14 protein-coding genes and 2 tRNA genes are annotated in these 21,066 nt (G+C 37.3%); 2 read left to right on the top strand and 14 right to left on the bottom strand.

Annotated elements, in window-relative coordinates; genetic code table 11:
* Positions 1-21 precede the first annotated feature (21 nt).
* The 5 genes from I2I04_RS08150 to I2I04_RS08130 all read right to left on the bottom strand — a co-directional run bounded on the left by I2I04_RS08150 (position 22) and on the right by I2I04_RS08130 (position 7,448).
* A tRNA-Arg gene (locus I2I04_RS08150) sits at positions 22-95 on the bottom strand.
* A 20-nt stretch (positions 96-115) separates the two neighbouring features.
* A tRNA-Arg gene (locus I2I04_RS08145) sits at positions 116-189 on the bottom strand.
* A gap of 79 nt (positions 190-268) precedes the next feature.
* A complete protein-coding gene (locus I2I04_RS08140) occupies positions 269-2,569 on the bottom strand; it encodes a patatin-like phospholipase family protein (protein ID WP_195654757.1) in 2,301 nt (766 codons plus the stop codon).
* A gap of 171 nt (positions 2,570-2,740) precedes the next feature.
* On the bottom strand, positions 2,741-4,786 hold the full coding sequence (htpG, locus tag I2I04_RS08135; protein ID WP_008640245.1) for a molecular chaperone HtpG: 2,046 nt from the start codon (positions 4,784-4,786) through the stop codon (positions 2,741-2,743).
* Positions 4,787-4,919: 133 nt separating this feature from the next.
* Positions 4,920-7,448, bottom strand: a complete 2,529-nt coding sequence (locus I2I04_RS08130) for an ATP-dependent Clp protease ATP-binding subunit (RefSeq protein WP_195654756.1) — start codon at positions 7,446-7,448, stop codon at positions 4,920-4,922.
* Between the two features lie 354 nt (positions 7,449-7,802).
* Here I2I04_RS08130 and gyrA point away from each other — a divergent pair, with 354 nt between their 5' ends.
* Together gyrA and I2I04_RS08120 are read left to right on the top strand one after the other, a co-directional pair.
* Positions 7,803-10,379 (top strand): DNA gyrase subunit A, encoded by a 2,577-nt coding sequence (gene gyrA / locus I2I04_RS08125; RefSeq protein ID WP_195471327.1) that lies wholly within the window; start codon positions 7,803-7,805, stop codon positions 10,377-10,379.
* 32 nt (positions 10,380-10,411) lie between these two features.
* On the top strand, positions 10,412-11,626 hold the full coding sequence (locus I2I04_RS08120; protein ID WP_185911489.1) for a tetratricopeptide repeat protein: 1,215 nt from the start codon (positions 10,412-10,414) through the stop codon (positions 11,624-11,626).
* Between the two features lie 246 nt (positions 11,627-11,872).
* Here the strand turns inward: I2I04_RS08120 and I2I04_RS08115 are convergent, their stop codons facing one another.
* The 9 genes from I2I04_RS08115 to I2I04_RS08075 form a co-directional block, all read right to left on the bottom strand.
* Positions 11,873-12,994, bottom strand: a complete 1,122-nt coding sequence (locus tag I2I04_RS08115; protein WP_195654755.1) for a universal stress protein — start codon at positions 12,992-12,994, stop codon at positions 11,873-11,875.
* A 77-nt stretch (positions 12,995-13,071) separates the two neighbouring features.
* Positions 13,072-13,362: a hypothetical protein gene (locus I2I04_RS08110; RefSeq protein ID WP_004295969.1), complete on the bottom strand. Its 291-nt coding sequence runs from the start codon at positions 13,360-13,362 to the stop codon at positions 13,072-13,074.
* Positions 13,363-13,489: 127 nt separating this feature from the next.
* Positions 13,490-14,323, bottom strand: coding sequence for a tetratricopeptide repeat protein (locus I2I04_RS08105; protein WP_195654754.1), 834 nt, complete (start codon positions 14,321-14,323; stop codon positions 13,490-13,492).
* Positions 14,324-14,341: 18 nt separating this feature from the next.
* Positions 14,342-16,174 (bottom strand): BatD family protein, encoded by a 1,833-nt coding sequence (locus tag I2I04_RS08100; RefSeq protein ID WP_195654753.1) that lies wholly within the window; start codon positions 16,172-16,174, stop codon positions 14,342-14,344.
* Between the two features lie 31 nt (positions 16,175-16,205).
* The gene (locus tag I2I04_RS08095; protein ID WP_185911643.1) at positions 16,206-16,925 is read right to left on the bottom strand and encodes a tetratricopeptide repeat protein; all 720 of its coding nucleotides are present in this window, start codon (positions 16,923-16,925) and stop codon (positions 16,206-16,208) included.
* A gap of 8 nt (positions 16,926-16,933) precedes the next feature.
* Positions 16,934-17,962, bottom strand: a complete 1,029-nt coding sequence (locus I2I04_RS08090; RefSeq protein ID WP_143260322.1) for a VWA domain-containing protein — start codon at positions 17,960-17,962, stop codon at positions 16,934-16,936.
* Between the two features lie 45 nt (positions 17,963-18,007).
* Complete coding sequence (locus tag I2I04_RS08085; protein WP_143260321.1) at positions 18,008-18,991, bottom strand: vWA domain-containing protein; 984 nt, start codon at positions 18,989-18,991, stop codon at positions 18,008-18,010.
* A 49-nt stretch (positions 18,992-19,040) separates the two neighbouring features.
* Complete coding sequence (locus I2I04_RS08080; RefSeq protein WP_143260320.1) at positions 19,041-20,129, bottom strand: BatD family protein; 1,089 nt, start codon at positions 20,127-20,129, stop codon at positions 19,041-19,043.
* Positions 20,129-20,998, bottom strand: coding sequence for a DUF58 domain-containing protein (locus I2I04_RS08075; protein WP_143260319.1), 870 nt, complete (start codon positions 20,996-20,998; stop codon positions 20,129-20,131). The genes I2I04_RS08080 and I2I04_RS08075 overlap by 1 nt, the downstream gene beginning before the upstream one ends.
* Between the last annotated feature and the right edge of the window lie 68 nt (positions 20,999-21,066).

The following is a 21,066-nucleotide window of genomic DNA, read 5'->3' as shown; positions in this document are numbered from 1 at the left end:
TTTTGTTAATTCAAGAAAAAGTGACCGCGACAGGATTCAAACCTGTAACCGGCTGATCCGTAGTCAGCTACTCTATTCAGTTGAGCTACGCGGCCATTCTGTTAATTCAAAAAAGTGACCGCGACAGGATTCAAACCTGTAACCGGCTGATCCGTAGTCAGCTACTCTATTCAGTTGAGCTACGCGGCCATTATTTTGTTTTAACGGGTGCAAAGATACGGACTTTTCCCGAACTAGCAAGCTTTTCAACGACTTTTTTTGTAGAAAATTATTCTATGAACCGATAATTGAATAATTGCCAACCTATACTCAGTCCGACATTCCACTCCCTTTTCGGTGAGCTATAATGATTTACATATGCAGAGATGTCTCCAAAAGGTAATTGACATACAACAGAAATTTCTCCTAAATATTCAAACTTGGAGAAAGCTTTTCCATAATATGCTTTATTCAACGAGTTTCTTTCGATTGGATAAATGGGCATAAAACCATAAAATTCTCCCCGAAGATGGAATATTTGGTTTAAACGGTAAATAGGCCGAATACCAGCTCCTACAAATTGATTGGCACGAAAGGCTTCGTTGTAGGTCAATTTACTGTGTAGTGTGGGAGAAAACTCTCCAGCCTGCATCATTGTGGCCGTATAGTTCTCGGAAAAGTTTTTAGAGGCATATAATGCCTTCAAATACCACCCTAAAACCCAATGTTCACTCATATTATGATATTTTTCTTTCATGTATGATAATTGCAGCCATGAGTGATGGTCTTTATTATTGTTGGCGGTGGTACTTCCTTCGCCAGGGTAGAATCGTTCTTTTCCAACGAATATCTGGGCAACAAGAGCTTCTCTGTATCCACGTGTGGGGTATTGTTTAGAATTTAGGGTACTTCCATTAAAGCTGATTGATCCACCGAATAAATCATAGCGACTTTTGTCAAATTTGTCATTTCCAAAGTCAATCACACTTTTTTGAAAATATTTATCTTCTATTTTGGCTATTCCGACCCCAAACTCTGCTCGTTTACTCGAAAGGAAAGGTAATCCGACCTGCAATTTTAAGAAACGTTCGTCTTTCTGATTAAAGGCGGGTTTATTATTTCGCGAGAAAAGTTTGTCTTTCTTGAAATAGTCGAAAGTACTGATTGAGCCTATAAGGCGGTATGAGGTAGGAATAGCAGTGGCGAAGTCAATCTTTGCCATAAACTGCACGTTATTATATACTTTTCCGAGTTGCCCGTCGAGGATAAACTCTTTGGCATAGTAGTTTAAATCCTGATAGCTAAGCCCCAGATAGATCTGATTGGAGTTGGAAGTGGATATATTTCCTCCCAACCGCACAGCAAAATTATTTTCTAATTTCACCTTTAAATGTAGATCGTAGGTGTCGTCTTCCGGATTATAAATTGCATGTGGTATAATTTCGGAAATCATTTTATCAGATAACAATCGGAAATAACCTTGTTTTAAATCCTCATAAGTGAATTCTTTGTTATCTGATTTATGAAATTCTCTTTTAATATATACTTGTTGTTGTGGATTAGCTCCGTCAATGATGATATTTTTAAAGCGTAGTTCCGGGTAATTACTCCGGTATACCATTCTTCTTAAACGTATATTGTCCAGATTTACACGCCGATGGATACGACTTTTGATTGAATCCATCATACTGATGGTTCGATTATATCCTATATCATGTAATTCGTCAATGCGTTGAAAATCCATTAGATTGACATTGTCATATTTAAACGTCATTAAAATCCCCATAGAATCCGGAATGGAATAGTCGGTTTTCTGCATCACCATATTCTCAATTTGACTCATGAGGTCATTTTCTTTGGGTTTAGTGGGATTGGTTGACACGACGCTTCCTATGATGACATCCGGATGAAAATCATCTCTCATGACATCTGTAGGAAAATTATTATAAATACCTCCGTCATAGGCTAATACATTGTCTATTTCAATAGGCTTAAACATGAATGGGAAACTCATGGAAGCTCTTACAGCATCTCCTAAATCTCCTTCCTTCATGACTAATTGTTTTTTGTTATATACATCGGACGCAATGCAACGGAAAGGAACAAAAAGTTTATCAAAATCTCCCTTACAAGCAGCTGTGGCACGTGCGTACAGGTCTACAAAAACGAGATTCATCTGAATCGGATTGACAACACTGGTAGGCAGGAATTGAGGTTTCAAACTTTTCAGTGAGTCTTTGAATGAAAAACGAATATTGAAAAATTCGGGAGTGGGAAGATTCTTTTTGAAGTGATATACATATTTTTCTTCCACTTCTCCGGAATACCATCGTTTAAAGTCTTCCGACTTGAGAAGTTCTACCATGTCGTCAGGAGAGTATCCCATGGCATATAAAGAACCGATAATGGCTCCCATGGAAGTGCCTGCAATGTAATCAATAGGAATGTTGTTTTCTTCTAAAGCGCGAATGATACCGATGTGCGTCATCCCTTTGGCGCCACCACCGCTTAATACAAGTCCTACTTTTTGGGCATGGATAGCCGGAATAATCAGCCATAAAGTAATTAACACTAAAAAAATCTTTCTCATAACCCAAATCAAACAATTGAATTTTTTGTCTATTAAGTGTTCAAATATATACAATACTTTTCAATTAATCGATATTTTACCGATCGTTTTAAATTGAAAAAGAGCATTACAACGTGTATTTAACGTTGAATGCTCTTTCTTGAAGTATGTGTAATGTTTAAAGGGGCGATATTAAATCAATTCTATGCTACGTTTTACGAAGTTATTCAAAGCTTCACCTCTTAGCATATTGTTTTGCAATAAAGCCAAATCGATCAGCTGGCGGATAACTTTATTATTGCTTGCGTAGCCGATAAAGATAGCTTCTTTCTTGCTTTTCAGATCATCCCATTTCTTGTCCAGATTGTTTAGTTCATCTTTTTCTGATGTGGGGATTTCTTCTTCTTTCTTATCTTTTTGTTTGTCCTTCAACTCATTACGTTGTTTGTTGACATTATCCATTTCAGAAAGTATCGGAGCTACTTCTGCTTGGCAAGCGCTTTCTTCTTCATTCAATACCTGTTTTATCAACTTATGGTCTGAATTCAGAATGAGATTAAACATATCAGGCATTTCGCCATAGAAACTCATTCCAGCCTGAATATTCGCCATTTCTTTCATACGACGCATATATTCGCTTTGAGTAATCATGACTGGAGCTGAATTTTCTCCTAATGCCTGTGTCATGACATTGAATTCAACTTTATCCATTTTAGGCAATTGACTCTTGAAGGCTGTTGTGATTGCATCCTGTTTATTGGCTTCCAACGTTTCACCTTTCTTATCTTCTTTTACAATAAGATTGTCAACAACATCACTGTCTACACGAGTGAAACGAGATTTTTCAAGTTTTTGTTCTAGCATGCTCACCATAGCTACATCCAACTGGCCATCCATGAGCAGAACATTGTATCCTTTGTTGGTGGCAGCTTCAATATAACTATATTGCTCATCTTTGTTATTTGCATACAGATAGATTAGGTTTCCATCTTTATCTGTCTGATTATCTTTAATAAGGGTTTGATACTCTTCAAATGTATAATGCTTGTCATTTGTATCGGTGAAAAGGGCAAATTTTTGTGCTTTATCATAGAAATCCTCTTGCGTTAGCATTCCATAATTGATAAATATTTTTAAATCGTTCCACTTTTCCTCAAACTGCTTACGATCATTCTTGAATATAGACTGCAAACGGTCGGATACTTTCTTTGTGATATATGTTGAAATCTTCTTAACGTTCGAGTCGCTTTGCAAATACGAACGGGAAACGTTCAACGGAATATCCGGAGAATCAATTACGCCATGTAACAAAGTCAGGAAGTCCGGCACAATACCTTCAACCGAATCTGTAACATATACCTGGTTGCAATATAACTGAATCTTATTCTTATTTAATTCAATATTGCTTTTTACCTTCGGGAAATAGAGGATACCGGTCAAATGGAATGGATAATCAACATTCAGGTGAATCCAGAATAGTGGTTCATCAGACATCGGATATAGCTTGCTATAGAATGATTTGTAATCTTCATCCGAAAGTTCGCTAGGTTTACGTGTCCATAAAGGAGTGGTATCATTGATTATATTATCTTCGGCTGTTTCTACCTGCTTGCCGTCTTTCCACTCTTTCTTTTTCCCAAATGCAATAGGAACAGGAAGGAAGCTGCAATATTTTTTCAGAAGTTCGGAAATACGTGCTTCTTCGAGGAATTCTTTGCAGTCATCATCAATGTATAAGATGATGTCTGATCCACGATCAGCTTTTTCTATTTCTTCAATAGTGAATTCAGGGCTACCATCGCAGGTCCATTTGACGGCTTGTGCACCGTCTCTGTATGATTTAGTAATAATTTCTACTTTCTTTGCAACCATAAAAGCAGAGTAGAAGCCAAGTCCGAAATGTCCGATAATGGCATTTGCGTCATTCTTATATTTCTCCAAGAAGTCGTTAGCTCCTGAAAAGGCTATTTGATTGATGTACTTTTCAATTTCCTCTGCAGTTAAACCGATACCACGGTCGGAAATAGTAATGGTATCTTTGCCCAATTCAACGTGAACGGTTAAATCACCCAGTTCACCCTTGAATTCGCCAATAGAAGCAAGCGTATTCAGCTTCTGAGTGGCGTCTACTGCATTGGATACTAATTCGCGCAGAAAAATTTCATGGTCACTGTACAAGAACTTTTTAATGATAGGGAAAATGTTCTCTGTTGTAACCCCAATATTACCTTTTTGCATAATACGTATATTTTTTAGTTTATCTATTGATTAATTTTAATTGATGTTTGTTCAGATAGAGACAAAAAAAATGCCAGACCCGAAGGTCTGACATTATGGCATATTATTTTATTTTCTTATTCAGGAAATAATCTTATTCCGGAGTGACAACTTTCATCTCCAATTCACCTTTTTCTTTATTAAGAGATACTTGAATAGTATCTCCCTCCTTTAAAGAGGAGGAAATGATGAGTTCGGATAAACCATCCTCCAGATAAGTTTGAATTGCTCGCTTCAAAGGACGGGCGCCATATTGTACGTCATATCCCTTACCTGCGATAAATTCTTTCGCTTTATCTTCAATAACAAGCTTGTAACCAATAGATTCTATTCTATCATACAATCCTTTCAGCTCTATGTCTATAATCTTTGTTATCGCTTCCAGAGAAAGTTGATCAAACGTGATTATTTCATCTACACGATTGATGAATTCGGGCGCGAATGATTTATTTAGAGCTTTCTGTATTACACTTCGCGAGAATTCTTTATCATCCAGGCGGTTTTGTGTCGCAAAACCAACACCGCGTCCAAAGTCTTTCAGCTGACGGGTTCCTATATTGGAAGTCATGATAATAACGGTATTTTTGAAATCTACCATTCTGCCATAACTGTCAGTCAAACGCCCCTCATCCATTACCTGAAGCAAGATATTGAATACATCCGGATGTGCTTTTTCTATCTCATCAAGCAATACAATTGAATATGGTTTACGGCGTACTTTTTCTGTCAACTGACCACCTTCTTCATATCCTACGTATCCCGGAGGTGCTCCGACCAAGCGTGAAACAGTGAACTTCTCCATATATTCACTCATATCTATACGAATCAGTGCATCAGCAGAACCAAACATATATTTGGCTAACTCTTTTGCTAAGTGAGTTTTACCAACTCCTGTCGGGCCTAAGAACATAAATGTGCCAATTGGCTTATTAGGGTCTTTTAGGCCTACACGGCTTCGCAGAATAGCTTTAACCAGCTTTTCTATCGCTGTATCTTGTGCGATGACTTTAGCTTGCAAATCTTCTTTCATACCTGCGAGCTTGATACCTTCAGCCTGTGCCATCCGTTGTACCGGAATGCCTGACATCATTGAGATAACATTGGCAATTTCTTCTGCGTCAACAGTTTGCCTGTTTTCTTTCAGGTTGGCTTCCCATTCTTTTTTCATTTCATCCAATTGGATAGAAAGCTCTTTCTCCTTATCACGGAAGCTAGCGGCAAGTTCGAAATTCTGCGATTTCACAGCTTCGTTTTTTTTGCTTTTGGCCTCTTCGATCAGTTTTTCTTGTTCTTCTATCTCTTTAGGCACATTGACATTGGTAAGATGCACGCGTGAACCGGCTTCATCTAAAGCGTCAATAGCTTTATCAGGGAAATTACGATCTGTGATATAGCGGTCTGTCAGCTTGACACATGCTTCCAATGCTTCATCCGTATAATAAACATTGTGGTGATCTTCATATTTATCTTTGATATTACGCAAAATCTGCAAAGTTTCCGCAGCAGTAGTCGGTTCTACTATTACTTTTTGGAAACGACGTTCCAAAGCACCATCTTTCTCAATGTTCTTACGGTATTCATCAAGAGTGGTAGCACCAATACATTGTATTTCTCCTCTTGCCAATGCTGGTTTTAGCATATTGGCAGCATCCATAGAGCCTGCCGCAGAGCCTGCGCCTACAATCGTGTGGATTTCATCAATGAATAATATTACATTCGGATTTTTTTGTAATTCATTGAGAATGGAACGAATACGTTCTTCAAATTGTCCGCGATATTTGGTTCCTGCTACAACAGCGGTCATATCAAGAGCAACAACTCGTTTATCAAACAGAATCCGCGAAACCTTTTTCTGAATGATTCTTAATGCAAGACCTTCAACAATCGCTGATTTTCCTACACCAGGCTCACCAATCAAAATCGGATTATTCTTTTTGCGGCGGCTTAAGATCTGCGCTAAACGTTCGATTTCTCTCTCTCTGCCGACAACGGGATCCAAGCGTCCTTCTTCTGCCGCTTTTGTCATGTCAGTACCGAAATTGTCAAGTACCGGCGTGTCATTAGACGGCTTCTTAGAAGCGGTTTGTGCCTGTTGGCGTTCGTCCGAACCACCTCTGCCGGAACGAGGAGAAGACATTTCTTCGTCATCATCATCGTCTTCCGTAAAACCCATGCCAGAGTTTATGTCTGGTTGCAATGTAGCTTGCTCCAGTACTTTCACATAATTTATATCGTTTGCTTCAAGTACGGAAGCTGCCATATTGTTTTTTTCTCTTAAAATAGCCAATAATACATGTTCTGTATCAGCAATGTTACTTTTCATTCCACGAGCTTCTAAAATACACATTTTTAATATCTTTGCCGCATCATTAGATAACGGTATCTCTGCATCGGGCAATAACATATCATCAGCTTCTGCCTTCAGCTGAGCTTCAATCTGTTGCTTTATAGCAGCTAGATTGGTGTTGAGTTTAGACAATATCTCGATAGCTTTTCCTTCACCGTCACGGAGGATTCCCAGAAGCAGGTGCTCAGGGCCTATATACCTACTTCTCAACCGATTCGCTTCTTCCTTACTATAGACGATAATGTCGGAAACTCTTTGTGAGAATTGATTATTCATACTTTTCCTTTTCTTCTAAGGGTTATTCACTGGCAAATATACGCATTAATCAAGTTTGTATTGCAATATTTGCTTTATTTCTTATATCTACAAATGGCGTGCCATAAAAACGGTGTATTTGCATTATATATATAAGGTATAACAAATATCAAGCTCTTTTTTGCCGATGTTATCTATCTTTCCATATTATATTTATCGTTTTTATCTTTTTATTTTTGAATTTTAAAGTTTAGTGGATTGTCGTCCCGGTCATGATAAAACTTTCTTTCTAAAAACTTTCGTATATCGGGGAAAAGTAGTACTTTAGCGTGGTTTTTTACAAACCGTAGAATGTATAATTAATAATCATTTTAAATGCTTGAACAAGACAGAATTATAAAGATTAACATCGAGGAGGAAATGAAGTCATCGTACATTGACTACTCCATGTCGGTCATCGTTTCACGTGCCCTTCCGGATGTTAGAGATGGATTTAAGCCTGTTCACCGTAGAATTTTATACGGAATGATGGAATTGGGCAATACTTCAGACAAACCTTATAAGAAATCAGCCAGAATCGTGGGTGAGGTACTTGGTAAGTACCATCCTCATGGAGATTCTTCTGTTTATTTTGCAATGGTGCGTATGGCTCAGGAATGGGCAATGCGTTATCCTTTGGTAGATGGACAGGGAAATTTTGGTTCTGTAGACGGTGATAGCCCTGCAGCTATGCGTTATACAGAAGCTCGTCTTAATAAGTTGGGTGAAGCAATGATGGATGACCTGTATAAGGAAACCGTCGATTTTGAGCCTAACTTTGATAATACGCTGGTAGAACCTAAAGTTATGCCAACACGTATCCCGAATCTTCTGGTGAACGGAGCATCCGGTATCGCTGTAGGTATGGCTACCAATATGCCTCCTCATAATCTTTCGGAAGTAATTGAAGCATGTGAGGCATATATTGATAATCCGGAAATAACGGTAGAGGAACTGATGGAATTTGTCAAAGCACCAGATTTCCCTACTGGCGGGTTTATATATGGTGTGAGTGGTGTACGCGAGGCATATTTGACTGGGCGAGGACGTGTAATTATGCGTGCGAAAGCCGAAATCGAAAGCGGACAGACACATGATAAGATCGTAATAACCGAGATTCCTTATAATGTAAATAAGGCCGAGTTGATTAAGTATATAGCTGATCTTGTAAATGATAAGAAAATAGAAGGTATCTCAAATGCCAATGATGAGTCTGACCGTGACGGTATGCGTATTGTTATTGACATAAAACGTGATGCAAATGCAAGTGTAGTGTTGAACAAACTCTATAAAATGACAGCTTTGCAGACATCTTTTGGCGTAAACAATGTTGCTTTGGTTCATGGACGTCCAAAGACGTTGAATCTGAGAGATTTAATTAAATATTTCATCGAACATAGGCACGAAGTTGTTATTCGTCGTACTCAGTTCGATCTTCGTAAAGCGAAAGAGCGTGCGCACATTCTTGAAGGTTTGATAATTGCTTCGGATAATATCGACGAAGTAATTCGTATCATTCGTGCAGCAAAAACTCCTAATGACGCTATAACAGGCTTGATTGAACGATTCAACCTGACAGAAATTCAGGCTCGCGCAATTGTAGAAATGCGTTTGCGTCAATTGACAGGTCTGATGCAGGATCAGCTTCATGCGGAATACGAAGAAATAATGAAGCAGATCTCTTATTTGGAAAGTATTTTGGCGGATGATGAAGTATGTCGTCAGGTAATGAAAAATGAATTGTTGGAAGTTAAAACGAAATATGGAGATGAACGTCGTTCTGAAATCGTTTATTCTTCAGAAGAGTTTAATCCAGAAGACTTCTATGCAGATGATCAGATGATTATTACAATTTCTCATATGGGTTATATCAAACGTACTCCGTTGACTGAATTCCGTGCACAAAATCGTGGGGGAGTAGGCTCGAAAGGTACGGAAACCCGTGATGAAGACTTTGTAGAACATATCTATCCTGCTACCATGCACAATACCATGATGTTCTTTACACAAAAAGGTAAGTGCTATTGGCTGAAAGTATATGAAATACCTGAGGGAACGAAGAATTCTAAGGGACGTGCTATTCAGAACTTGTTGAATATTGATTCAGACGATAATGTAACTGCATACTTACGTGTGAAGAGTTTGGAGGATTCTGAGTTTATTAATAGCCATTATGTATTGTTCTGTACTAAGAAAGGTGTAATAAAGAAGACATTACTTGAACAGTATTCTCGTCCTCGTCAGAATGGTGTAAATGCCATAACTATCCGTGAAGATGACAGCGTTATTGAAGTTCGTATGACGAATGGAAACAATGAAATCATCATTGCCAACCGTAATGGACGTGCAATTCGTTTCCATGAAGCCGCAGTTCGTGTGATGGGACGTACAGCAACAGGTGTACGCGGTATTACATTGGATAATGACGGTCAGGATGAAGTAGTAGGAATGATTTGTATCAAAGATTTGGAGACAGAATCTGTGATGGTAGTTTCTGAACAAGGATATGGCAAACGTTCTGAAATAGAAGACTATCGTAAGACGAACCGTGGCGGTAAGGGTGTGAAGACCATGAATATTACCGAAAAAACAGGTAAGTTGGTAACAATCAAGTCGGTAACCGATGAAAATGACTTGATGATTATCAATAAGTCTGGTATCACCATTCGCTTGAAAGTGGCTGATGTTCGTATTATGGGCCGTGCTACTCAAGGCGTTCGTCTGATAAATCTAGAAAAACGTAACGATCAGATTGGTTCGGTATGTAAGGTTATGACAGAAAGTCTTGAAGATGAAATTCCGGCAGAAGAAGCAGAAGGAACAATCGTGAGTGATTCGAATGCTGATGCTCCTGATATTGCTGATGCAGCAGACGTAAATGAAAACGAAAGCAACAACGAAATCGAGGAATAGACATAATATTAATAATTAATCAAACAACAATCATGAAAAGAGTATTATTTTCGATGGTTTTATTGATGGCTGTTAGCTTCTCATTTGCACAGATGAAGAATGTGAAAGAAGCAAAGAGTATGGCTAATGACGTAAAACCTAATTTTAAGCAGGCTGAGCAGCTTATTAAAGAAGCTATGAAGAATCCTGAAACGAAGGATCTTGCTGACACATGGGACGTTGCTGGATTTATTCAGAAACGTATCAACGAAGAGCAAATGAAAAATGCTTTTTTGAAAAAACCGTATGATACATTGAAAGTGTATAATAGCATTCTGAAAATGTATGAGTACTATACTAAGTGTGATGAATTAGCGGAAATACCTAATGAAAAGGGGAAAGTTAAAAACAAATACCGGAAAGCAAATGCTTCAAGTATGTTGGCTGAACGTCCTAATTTGATCAATGGTGGTATTCAGTATTTTAACTTGGATAAGAATAAAGAAGCCTTGAAATTCTTTGCAACATATGTTGAATCAGCTTCTTATCCGATGCTAGCTGATAAAGAATTGGCTAAAAACGATACGCTTCTTCCGCAAATTGCATATTACGCAACATTAGCTGCTGATAGAGTAGGCGATAAAGATGCGATTATTAAATATGCTCCTTCAGCTTTATCTGATAAGGATGGTGGCAAATTTGCAATGCAGTTGATGGCTGATGCTTATAAGGCTAAAGGTGATACTGCTGCATGGATTAAGGCATTGGAAGAGGGGATCCTTAAGTTCCCTGGAAATGATTATTTCTTCGCTAATTTGGTTGATTATTATAATAGCTCTAACCAAGCTTCAAAAGCTATGGAGTTTGCTGATAGAATGTTATCTAATGATCCAAACAATAAGTTGTATTTGTATGTAAAAGCATATCTTTATCATAATATGAAAGAATATGATAATGCAATCGAATACTACAAGAAAGCTATTGCGGCTGATCCGGAATATGCAGAAGCATACTCTAATGTAGGTTTGGTATATTTGATGAAAGCACAGGATTATGCCGATAAAGCAACAACAGATATCAATGATCCTAAATATGCTGAAGCGCAGGCTGTGGTTAAGAAATTCTACGAAGAAGCTAAACCATTCTATGAAAAGGCTAGAGCTTTGAAACCTGATCAACAAGATTTATGGTTGCAGGGTCTTTATAGAGTTTATTATAACTTAAATATGGGACCTGAATTTGAAGAAATCGATAAACTAATGAAGTAATTAATATCGTTTTCAGGAAAATTATAAGTCTGAAAAATATGGGAAGGTTGCTAGAAATAGTAACCTTCTTTTTTTCGCATAATTCATATTGTTGGGGGGAGAGATAATCAACACACACATTTATGGTAACTTTCTTCAATTGATAAAAATTAAAAAGGAGCAATATAATAACATTGCTCCTTTTTAATATTAAACATAATATTAATTATTCCCTAATCGTAAATGCCCATTTTTTGCTTGATTTGATCAGCTGTTAATAACAAGTAATGGTGTATCAGAATGAAAAATCATTTTTCTAGCAATACTTGGATTAAATAATCGAGCAAATATATTCCTTTTGTAAGAAGTCAAAGTAATTATATCTATTTGATTATCTTTGATATACTGATCAAGTCCTTTTAACAAATTATCGTTCATTACTACATCATAATGAATTTCAAGCCCAGGATATTGCTTATGAAAATATTCTTTTATGCCGGCTAGTTTTATTTCATTCCAAGTATCTTTGGAATCAGTAAGATGTATTAAAGATACAGAAAAATGGAATGATTTCCAAGTATTAAAGAATGCTTCGAAAGCAATTAAATCTCTTTGATCAAAATTGGTAATAAAGGCGATCCGTTTTACTTCACTAAACTGTTTAAATGGTGTGTTTTCGGGAATGGCCAGTATAGCTGTGCGGCTTCTATCAATAACTTCAGCCGTTACACTGCCAATCAAATCAATATCTTTCTGATTCTTTCCCCGAGTGCCCATGATAATAACCATGGGACGCTGTTCCTTAGCATATCTTAAGATTTCTTCTTCTGGAATACCTTCACGTAAGATACAGCTATATTTAATGTTGGGAAAATTCCCCGATGTGACTTGTTCTTTTATCTTCTCTGATAAAGCATTGAGGTCAGAATGAACTTTTTGAATAATCGTTTTTACGGATTCTTCATCTCCAATCTGGTAATTGAAAACATCTCCATATGGTAATGATGAAGCATACATAGGCGTAAAATAGACGTGCAACAAAATGACTTCCGCATTTTCCGTTTTTGCTAGGTTAAATGCAAATTCACACGCTTTCATCGAATAATTAGAGAAGTCGACGGGAATTAAAATCTTATTTGACTTATTTTCTGTTTTAGGCTCCTTCTCTCCCACTATACTTTCAGACAGCCATGTAGAACTTTCTGTTATTTTCAAAGCACGTGGCAGATCGTTTTCCTTTATGCGTAAACGTACCCCCGAAGAAACAACCGGTTGTATTTGATTTACGTTATGAATGTATGTTTCTATACCTTCATTTTCCAAGACATTCTTTAAGATCTGCGCTTTGGTGTATGTCAGAATGGCTAGGGTTACTAATTTGTCTTCCATAAATGTACATTTTATAAAGTGAAAACAAATAAGAAATCCCAATTGTTTGATTCAATTGGGATTCAGTTTGTTATATTTTAAACTTGCACAGATTCGGTAGCCTGTTCTTTTTGCATACTCATATTCAATTCATCTAGGATTTTTAAAGCCCGATCAAGAACGGTCGTATCATCCAACATTACAAGCCCACCATCTGGACCGGGCTCAAGATGTATTCCGACACTTTTTCCCTCTTTGAAATTGTGTCCTCCGAAGAAGTTTCGTACTGTATCTACGTGTAAACCAAGTTCGTCTGCTATTCTATGCATGCTACCGCTAGGCAATGAATCTTTAATTTTACGAAGTTCATTAAACGTTATTGTTCTCATGTCTCATAAATTTAATGGTTAATATTATGTGATTTTTTATCACGCTATAAACTTAAGCAAAAAAAAAGATAAAACAAATTATTTGCTTATCTTTTTTTCTTGAATTTATAAAATCTATTAATGACCTTTATATTACCTCAATAGCAGAAGCTGGTACCCATCCAACTTTTCCATCTTCCAGCCGAATTTCTTTCCATTCTTTCATAGAGTTGTCTTTGACGCTTACCTTCCTCCCTTCATGGAGGATAAACAAGCTGGTACCACTCTCGCTTGGAGTACTTCGAACTGTTACACTTGGGTTCATTACTATAGCTTCATTTCGATTGACTAAATGTTCTTTTTGTTGTGAAGCGAAAAGATTAGAGCAGATGGTGACAACCAGAAAAACAATTCCTGATATGAAGCCTACTTTCTTTAACCCAATCTGTTTTGAGAATATAAAAAAGTAAAGAGCTATAATCAATAGAATAAAGGAAACAATACCCCATGTGGCCCATGCATCTACACTCATGCTATTTGTCAGAGACTTGATCCATGAAACAAAGAATACTTCAGGAACAGGCTCAACTTTGTCTATTGTCTTTGTGCGTGCCACTTCAAGATTAGCACGTATATCGCCATTTCCTGGTTGCAATAACAGGGCACGCTCATAATTTAAAACAGCTTTCGCTATCTCTCCTATTTTATAATAACTATTTCCCAGATTGTAATAAATGTCAGCAGCCTCTCCATTTTTTAGTAATGCTTCATATATCTGAATAGCTGCTGCATAATCTTCTTTTATATATGCGGAATCGCCTTCAGCTTTTGTGGCATCTTCCAGTGTGCTACTGGAGAATGTGGTATGTGAAGCGTGGATAGAATCAACTCTATTCGTTTGTTTAGAATTGATGTTTAACGTATCTTGTGCAAAACAAGTAAGTGACATTGATAATAATATAAAAAATAATATCTTTTTCATGACACAATCTCTTCTGGGTTAATGTTTTATTGAATTCTCCATTTTGCTTATTACTTCTATTGAAGAAGAATAAACTTTATCCATAGCTTGATTTTCATCACCTGGAGCAAACCGAGCAAATTCACAATCATTCAATGCATTCAGGAATTCTTTGATCAGTTCTTCATTTACTCCATGATTTCTTAGCTTCTCTTCAATATTATCTTTAGATAAACGAGATACCGGAATATTCAGTTTGTCACTTATATATCCCCACAGTGCCTTTAAAACTTCATCATAGAAAGCATCTTTCTTGTTTTCTGAAAGTAATTTTCCAGCTAACTTCATACGTTTTGTTGCCACTTTATTGGCTTTCTTCGTACGCATTTTAGCTACGTTCGCATTTTCAGCAGCTTGCTTACGATAAATAATAAAGAAAATAATAAAGGCAAAAGCCGGAATGATATAGAATAGCCAATATGCCATTGAACCATAGAAGAAACTTCCTTTAGGTTGGAGAGTAACTTCGTTTTGTTTAATATAACGGATGTCTTCACCTAATACTTTCAAATCCTCTTTATTAGTGAAGTTAGCAATTACTTGATCTGCATTACCAGTACCCTTTTCAACGTTTACTACATAGTCTTCTGTTTTCAGTGTTTTATAAGATTTGGAGCGAATATCAAAATAACTGAAGGATACTCCTGGAATCTTATATGTTCCAGCATGTCTAGGAATTGCTAAATATTCAATCACCTTATTACCTGTAAGTCCTTCCCGGGTTAATCTGACTTGATTGTCTACTTTGGGATCGTATACTTCAAAGTCATTTGGGAATTTGATTTCCGGATTAGAAATTAACTTCAGGTTACCTGTACCGGATATTACTAATTTAATAGTAATAGCATCATTGGTTTTCAGTTCCTTGTTGTTGATGGATGAAGAAATATTGAACTCTCCCACTCCACCGGAGAAATCTGTCGGTTTACCAGCAGGAAGCGGATTGACATTTATTGCTATTTTAGGAGTGGAAATGGATTTTTTTATTTCAACGACATTACTTCCTCCGTTGAAGAAGGCGTCAAAAGGATCATCAGATTGTACAGGTTTACCGACTGTCATCTGGAATTGAGCAGGATCAATATATAGTTTTCCTGATTGTTGAGGGAAGAGAACGAACTGACGATAAACTGTTGTATAGTAATTACGTCCTTGATAATGTTCCGGAGTCCATCTCGCGTTTGTAGTCATTTCGATTTCTTGAGAATGGAAACCTTTAAAATCGGGTAACTTTGCATTATTCAGTTGTAAATTGGATTCTCTGGTGTATATTTTATAGGTCAGGACAAATGCTTCTTGTTCATACACATTCGTTTTACTGGCACTTGCTGTAATAAACAAGTCTTGGTTAGAGACACCTGTACCTGACGAGGAATGTATAGAAGAGCTACCGCTACTATTGCTTTGCCCGTTATTACTACCTTGATCTTGTGGCAATACTTTAATTCTTACTGAATTGGATACCATTTGATCGCCATCAGCTATAATTGAAGCTCCGGGTATTGTGTATTCTCCGGCATTATTTGCCATTAATATATATGTGAATGTAATACTACTAGTAGATGTAACATTACCATTCACTATTTGAGTATTACTTTGTTGTGAACGGCTTGGCCCCATCAACACATCAAAGCCTTTGATCGATGGTGCCCGGAAATCTTTCACTTTTTGTGTAGTTACAGTATACGACAGCCTGAATTGGTCGCCTACCACCACTGCGTCAGGAGCAGAAGCAGTAAAAGACACTTTATCAGCAAGCACCTGAGTGCTATATGCTATCAATGCCATCAATATAATAATCAGTTTTTTCATTGCTTATGAAATTTATATCATCAACTTTATATTACCAATCTTTTTCTAAGCGACCACCTTGCATAACTTTTTGTTGCTTTTTCACTTTGTCCTGCACATCTTTTTCATCCTGCATTACAGAATTCAGCAATTGTTCAGCATTCTCCTTTGACATCTGATTATCTTGTTTCTTTTCTGACTTTGGTGGTTGCTGCTGATCTTTCTTTTCATCTTGTTTCTGATTCTGATTGTCTTTATTCTGGTCTTGTTTTTGATCTTGCTTTTGTTGATCTTTATTCTGATCCTGATTTTGGTCTTGATTCTGCTGATTTTGTTGATCTTTCAACATTTTCTGTGCAAGAGCCAAATTGTACCGGGTTTCATGATCGGCAGGATTATTACGCAGCGACATTTTATAGGCATCCACAGCCTTTGCATAATCTTTACCAGCTTGGAAAAGTACTCCCATATTGTGGTAGATATGGGCGAGCTTCATTTTATCCTTTTCTATTTTGCTGGCTGATACGTATTGTTCCATAGCATCCTGAAACTTTTGTTGTTGCGAAAGGGTATTTCCCAAATTATACATAGATACTGTAGACTTGGGATTTGCTTCCAAAGCCTTCCGGTAGTTTACCTCTGCGTCAACAAATACACTATCATTAAACAGGCGGTTTCCCTTACGGATATAGTCGCGTTCTGCTTTCTGAGCCGAGACACCGGCTGCTGCTAGCAGAAATACAGCGAATAGAATATATTTATTTTTTAACATACGCATAACTATTTCTTATTAGAAAACAGGTGAATGTTCTTAAATAAAGGATTTTTGCGATCCAAAATTAAGATTTCTGCCAATAACAATAGTAGAATAACCCATGCAATAGCCTGGAATTGTTCGTTAAACTCTGTATATACTTTCGACTCTACATCAGACTTCGCCATTTTGTTCACTTCTTGATTAATCGCTTTTTGGGCTGAATTAGAGTTGTCTACTCGTACATATATACCTTTTCCTTCCTTAGCAATTTCCTGGCACATAGCTTCATTCAAACGGGTAACGATTACATTACCTTCCCGGTCGCGGCGATAATCATTTGTACCTTCTACCGGAATGGGAGCACCGTCAGGCATACCTACTCCCAATACACTAACTTGAATACCTTTTTCTGCAGCAGCTTTGGCAGCTTCTACTGCACCACCCTCATGATTTTCACCATCAGTAATAACAATAATAGCACGTCCTACCCCTTCTTGCGGAGTGAAACTACGAGCGGCTAAATTGATTGCTTCCCCGATAGCTGTACCCTGTTTAGAAATTAACGAAGGATTAATGGACTCTAAAAACATCTTAGCGGAAATATAGTCACTTGTAATTGGCAGCTGAGTAAAAGCGTCACCTGCAAATACAATCATACCTACTTTATCATTATCAAGTTCATCCACTAATCTGGATATTAGTCTTTTTGCTTTTTCCAGACGGCTAGGCTGTACATCCTGAGCTAACATAGAGTTTGAAATATCCAAGGCTATAATTACCTCTACTCCTTTACGCTTAACCGTTTCCAGCTTAGAACCGAATTGGGGGCGTGCCAGTAATACAGAAAACAAGCCAATAGCAACAAAAATAATCCAGAATTTTACATCCGGACGATATTTGGATACATCAGGCATTAATTGAGCCAACAAAGTCGGGTCCCCGAAGCGTCGGATATTCTTTCTCCTCTTGTAATTGGAATACAAGTAGAAAGCTGCTAAAAAAGGTAATAGCAGCAATAAATATAAATATGTAGGTTCTCCAAATCGAAACATCTTCTTACTATTTTATGATTGGCAAATAACGATTGACAAACATTCTTATGGAATTTTTTTGAGTACCGAATTGCGTAATAGTACTTCAAGCAAGACACAGAGGAAAGCAGCTAGTGCAAACCATTGATACTCTTCATCTCGTTTACTATACTCTTTTACATTCAGTTTAGTCTTTTCCAGTTTATCAATTTCTTCATATACTTCTTTTAGTTTCGAGTTGCTCGTAGCTCGGAAATAGTTACCATCCGTTGTTCCGGCAATCTCTGTCAATGTCTTTTCATCAATTTCTACCGGCATACTTACATATTGTACAGTATTCCCGACTGGATAAGGATAAGGAGCCATTCCATTAGTACCTACCCCGATAGTATATACACGAATACCAAAACTTTTAGCTATTTCAGCCGCTGTCATTGGCGAAATATCTCCCTTATTATTAGTACCATCCGTCAATAAGATGATAACTTTGGATTTCGCTTTGCTATCTTTTAAGCGAGTCACAGCATTAGCAATGCCCATACCAACCGCAGTACCGTCAGTGATAAGGCCGCATTTGATGTTATGTATCATATCCAACAATACGGCATGATCTACAGTCAGCGGACATTGAGTGAAGGTTTCTCCTGCAAATAATGTAATACCGATATTATCATTAGGACGTCCGTTGATAAATTCTGCAGCTACATCTTTGGCGGCTTCAAGTCTATTTGGCTTTAAATCTTCTGCCAACATACTGGTAGAAACGTCGATAGCCAGCATAATATCAATTCCTTCTATCTCACTGTTCTGCCACTTATTAGTAGTTTGCGGGCGTGCAAGAACCAAGATTACCAACACTAAAGCAAGGCAGCGCAGTAGAAATGGAACATGCAACAAATAGTTCTTATAACTCTTAGGCGTATGTGCATATACCCGGGCATCTGAAATTTGAAGAGTTGCTTCACTTTTCTTTTGCTTCAGGATATACCATACAATATACGGTATAAGCAATAATAGCAAAAACAGATATTCAATATTGGCAAAAACCATTTTATTTATGATTTAACAGTTTACTATTTAGTATTAAGCTATACATTCTTTATACAAAAAGATTGTATAACTGCAGACCTATATATATAAAGGTACCAACCAGTGCTGCTGATAATAGTGCAATTCCGCAAATCAGCATAGCTTTAACACGTAAAGAACGTTTCTCAATAATAGTGATTTCCGTTGGTTGCGGTTTCTGGTTTTCCTCTTCCGGTTGTTTTGTCTCATTGATAAAATCGATGGCATTAATCAAATTAGCATCGTTTTCATTCATCTGAGGATCATGCTTGGCAAACTTCACTAAATCAGCGGTTTGGAATAAAAGTTTCAAGTCTGATATAGCCTCTTTATCATTCAACTCCAATAGCTGGTCGATTATCTCAGAAGAAGTCATTTCCAATGCGTTAAATCCGAAACGATCCTTAATATAGGTACGAAGCGTATCAGTTAGTTCGGTATAGTACTCCTTCGGCTGTCCTTTCTGCCAAATTTTCTCTGCTTTGATACGTTCTATCTCTTTCATTGCAGCCTGATGTGGAGGTAATTTAGGTTCAACTTTTATTTTACGGATAATAGGTTTATTATCACGTATACGAATAATGAGATAGATCAGTAAACCAAGCAAAGGTAAAGCCAAGAATGAACAGGCAATTAATCCATACCAGTCTTCCCATGCAAAAGGAGCTTTCATCACAGGTTTCTGCCCAAAGAACTGGTCTGGATGTAATGTGTCAACCGGCATCGAATATACTTTCAATGCTAGAGCTTTGGATTTATATACTTTACCATCTACGGTAACCGGCATTGGTGGTAGATAATATAGAGCAGAGTCAAAAGAAGTAATAATATATTCCTGAGTAATCAACATTCGTTGACGATCATTCAGGAATTGAGTATCCGGTTTGACTGTTTCTATAATTTCCACACCTTTTACCAGTGTATCGGCGTAAGCAGGAAAAATAGCACGTTGTTTGGCATCCATAGCTACTTGCAATTGCACTTTTGCCTGTTCGCCAATCAGTATCTGCAATGAATCAATTTTTGCTTCTACCGTGACAGACTGTGCTACTGCTTTACCGACAGACAATAGACCTAATAATGCTATCAGAATAATATTTTTATTCATCTTTGATTCCATTAATTTCGTTTGGCAAATAAGTTCAACAATGCCTTTACGTAATCCTGATCGGTTCTGACAGATACAGCATCCACGTTACTTTTAGTAAAAGTATCGTTAAGTTCAGTCTGCTTTTGTATCCACCAGTCACGATGTGCCCGGCGTACAGCTTTGGAAGAGGTATCGATCCATTGTTCATGTCCAGTTTCTGCATCTTTGATTCGCATCAGTCCTACTGGGGGGAGATCACTAACCCTCCTGTCATATACTTGTAATGCTACTACATCATGTTTTCTATTAGCAATGGTCAGTGCATTCTTAAAGCTTTCCTGATCAATAAAGTCTGATAAGATAAATGCAGTACAACGTCTTTTCATCACGTTTGTCAAATATTCTAAGGCAAGACGAATATTTGTACGACGGCTTTCCGGCTGAAAATCAATCAATTCGCGAATAATATATAAGATATGTTTACGGCCTTTCTTGGGAGGAATAAACTTTTCTATCTGGTCTGAAAAGAAAATCACACCTATTTTATCATTGTTCTGGATAGCAGAGAAAGCAAGCGTGGCAGCGATTTCCGTCACCATATCCTTCTTCAACTGCTTGATCGTACCAAATTCCAAACTTCCGGAAACATCGACCATTAACATAACTGTCAGTTCGCGTTCTTCTTCAAATACTTTCACATAAGGTTTATTGAAGCGCGCAGTCACATTCCAGTCTATGTCACGTATATCATCGCCGAATTGATATTCACGGACTTCCGAAAATGACATACCCCTACCCTTGAAAGCCGAATGATATTGGCCTGCAAAGATATTGTTAGACAATCCTCGTGTCTTTATTTCAATTTGGCGAACTTTTTTTAGTATTTCACTTGTTTCCATTTATACAGTAGTTAAGTAGTAAGTAGTTAAGTAGCCATGTATAGATATTAATGACTACTTATTGACTG

The organism is Bacteroides sp. 1001136B_160425_E2, from assembly GCF_015559655.1.
GTDB lineage: Bacteria > Bacteroidota > Bacteroidia > Bacteroidales > Bacteroidaceae > Bacteroides > Bacteroides luhongzhouii.
This window is presented reverse-complemented; position numbering and strand designations above follow the sequence as displayed.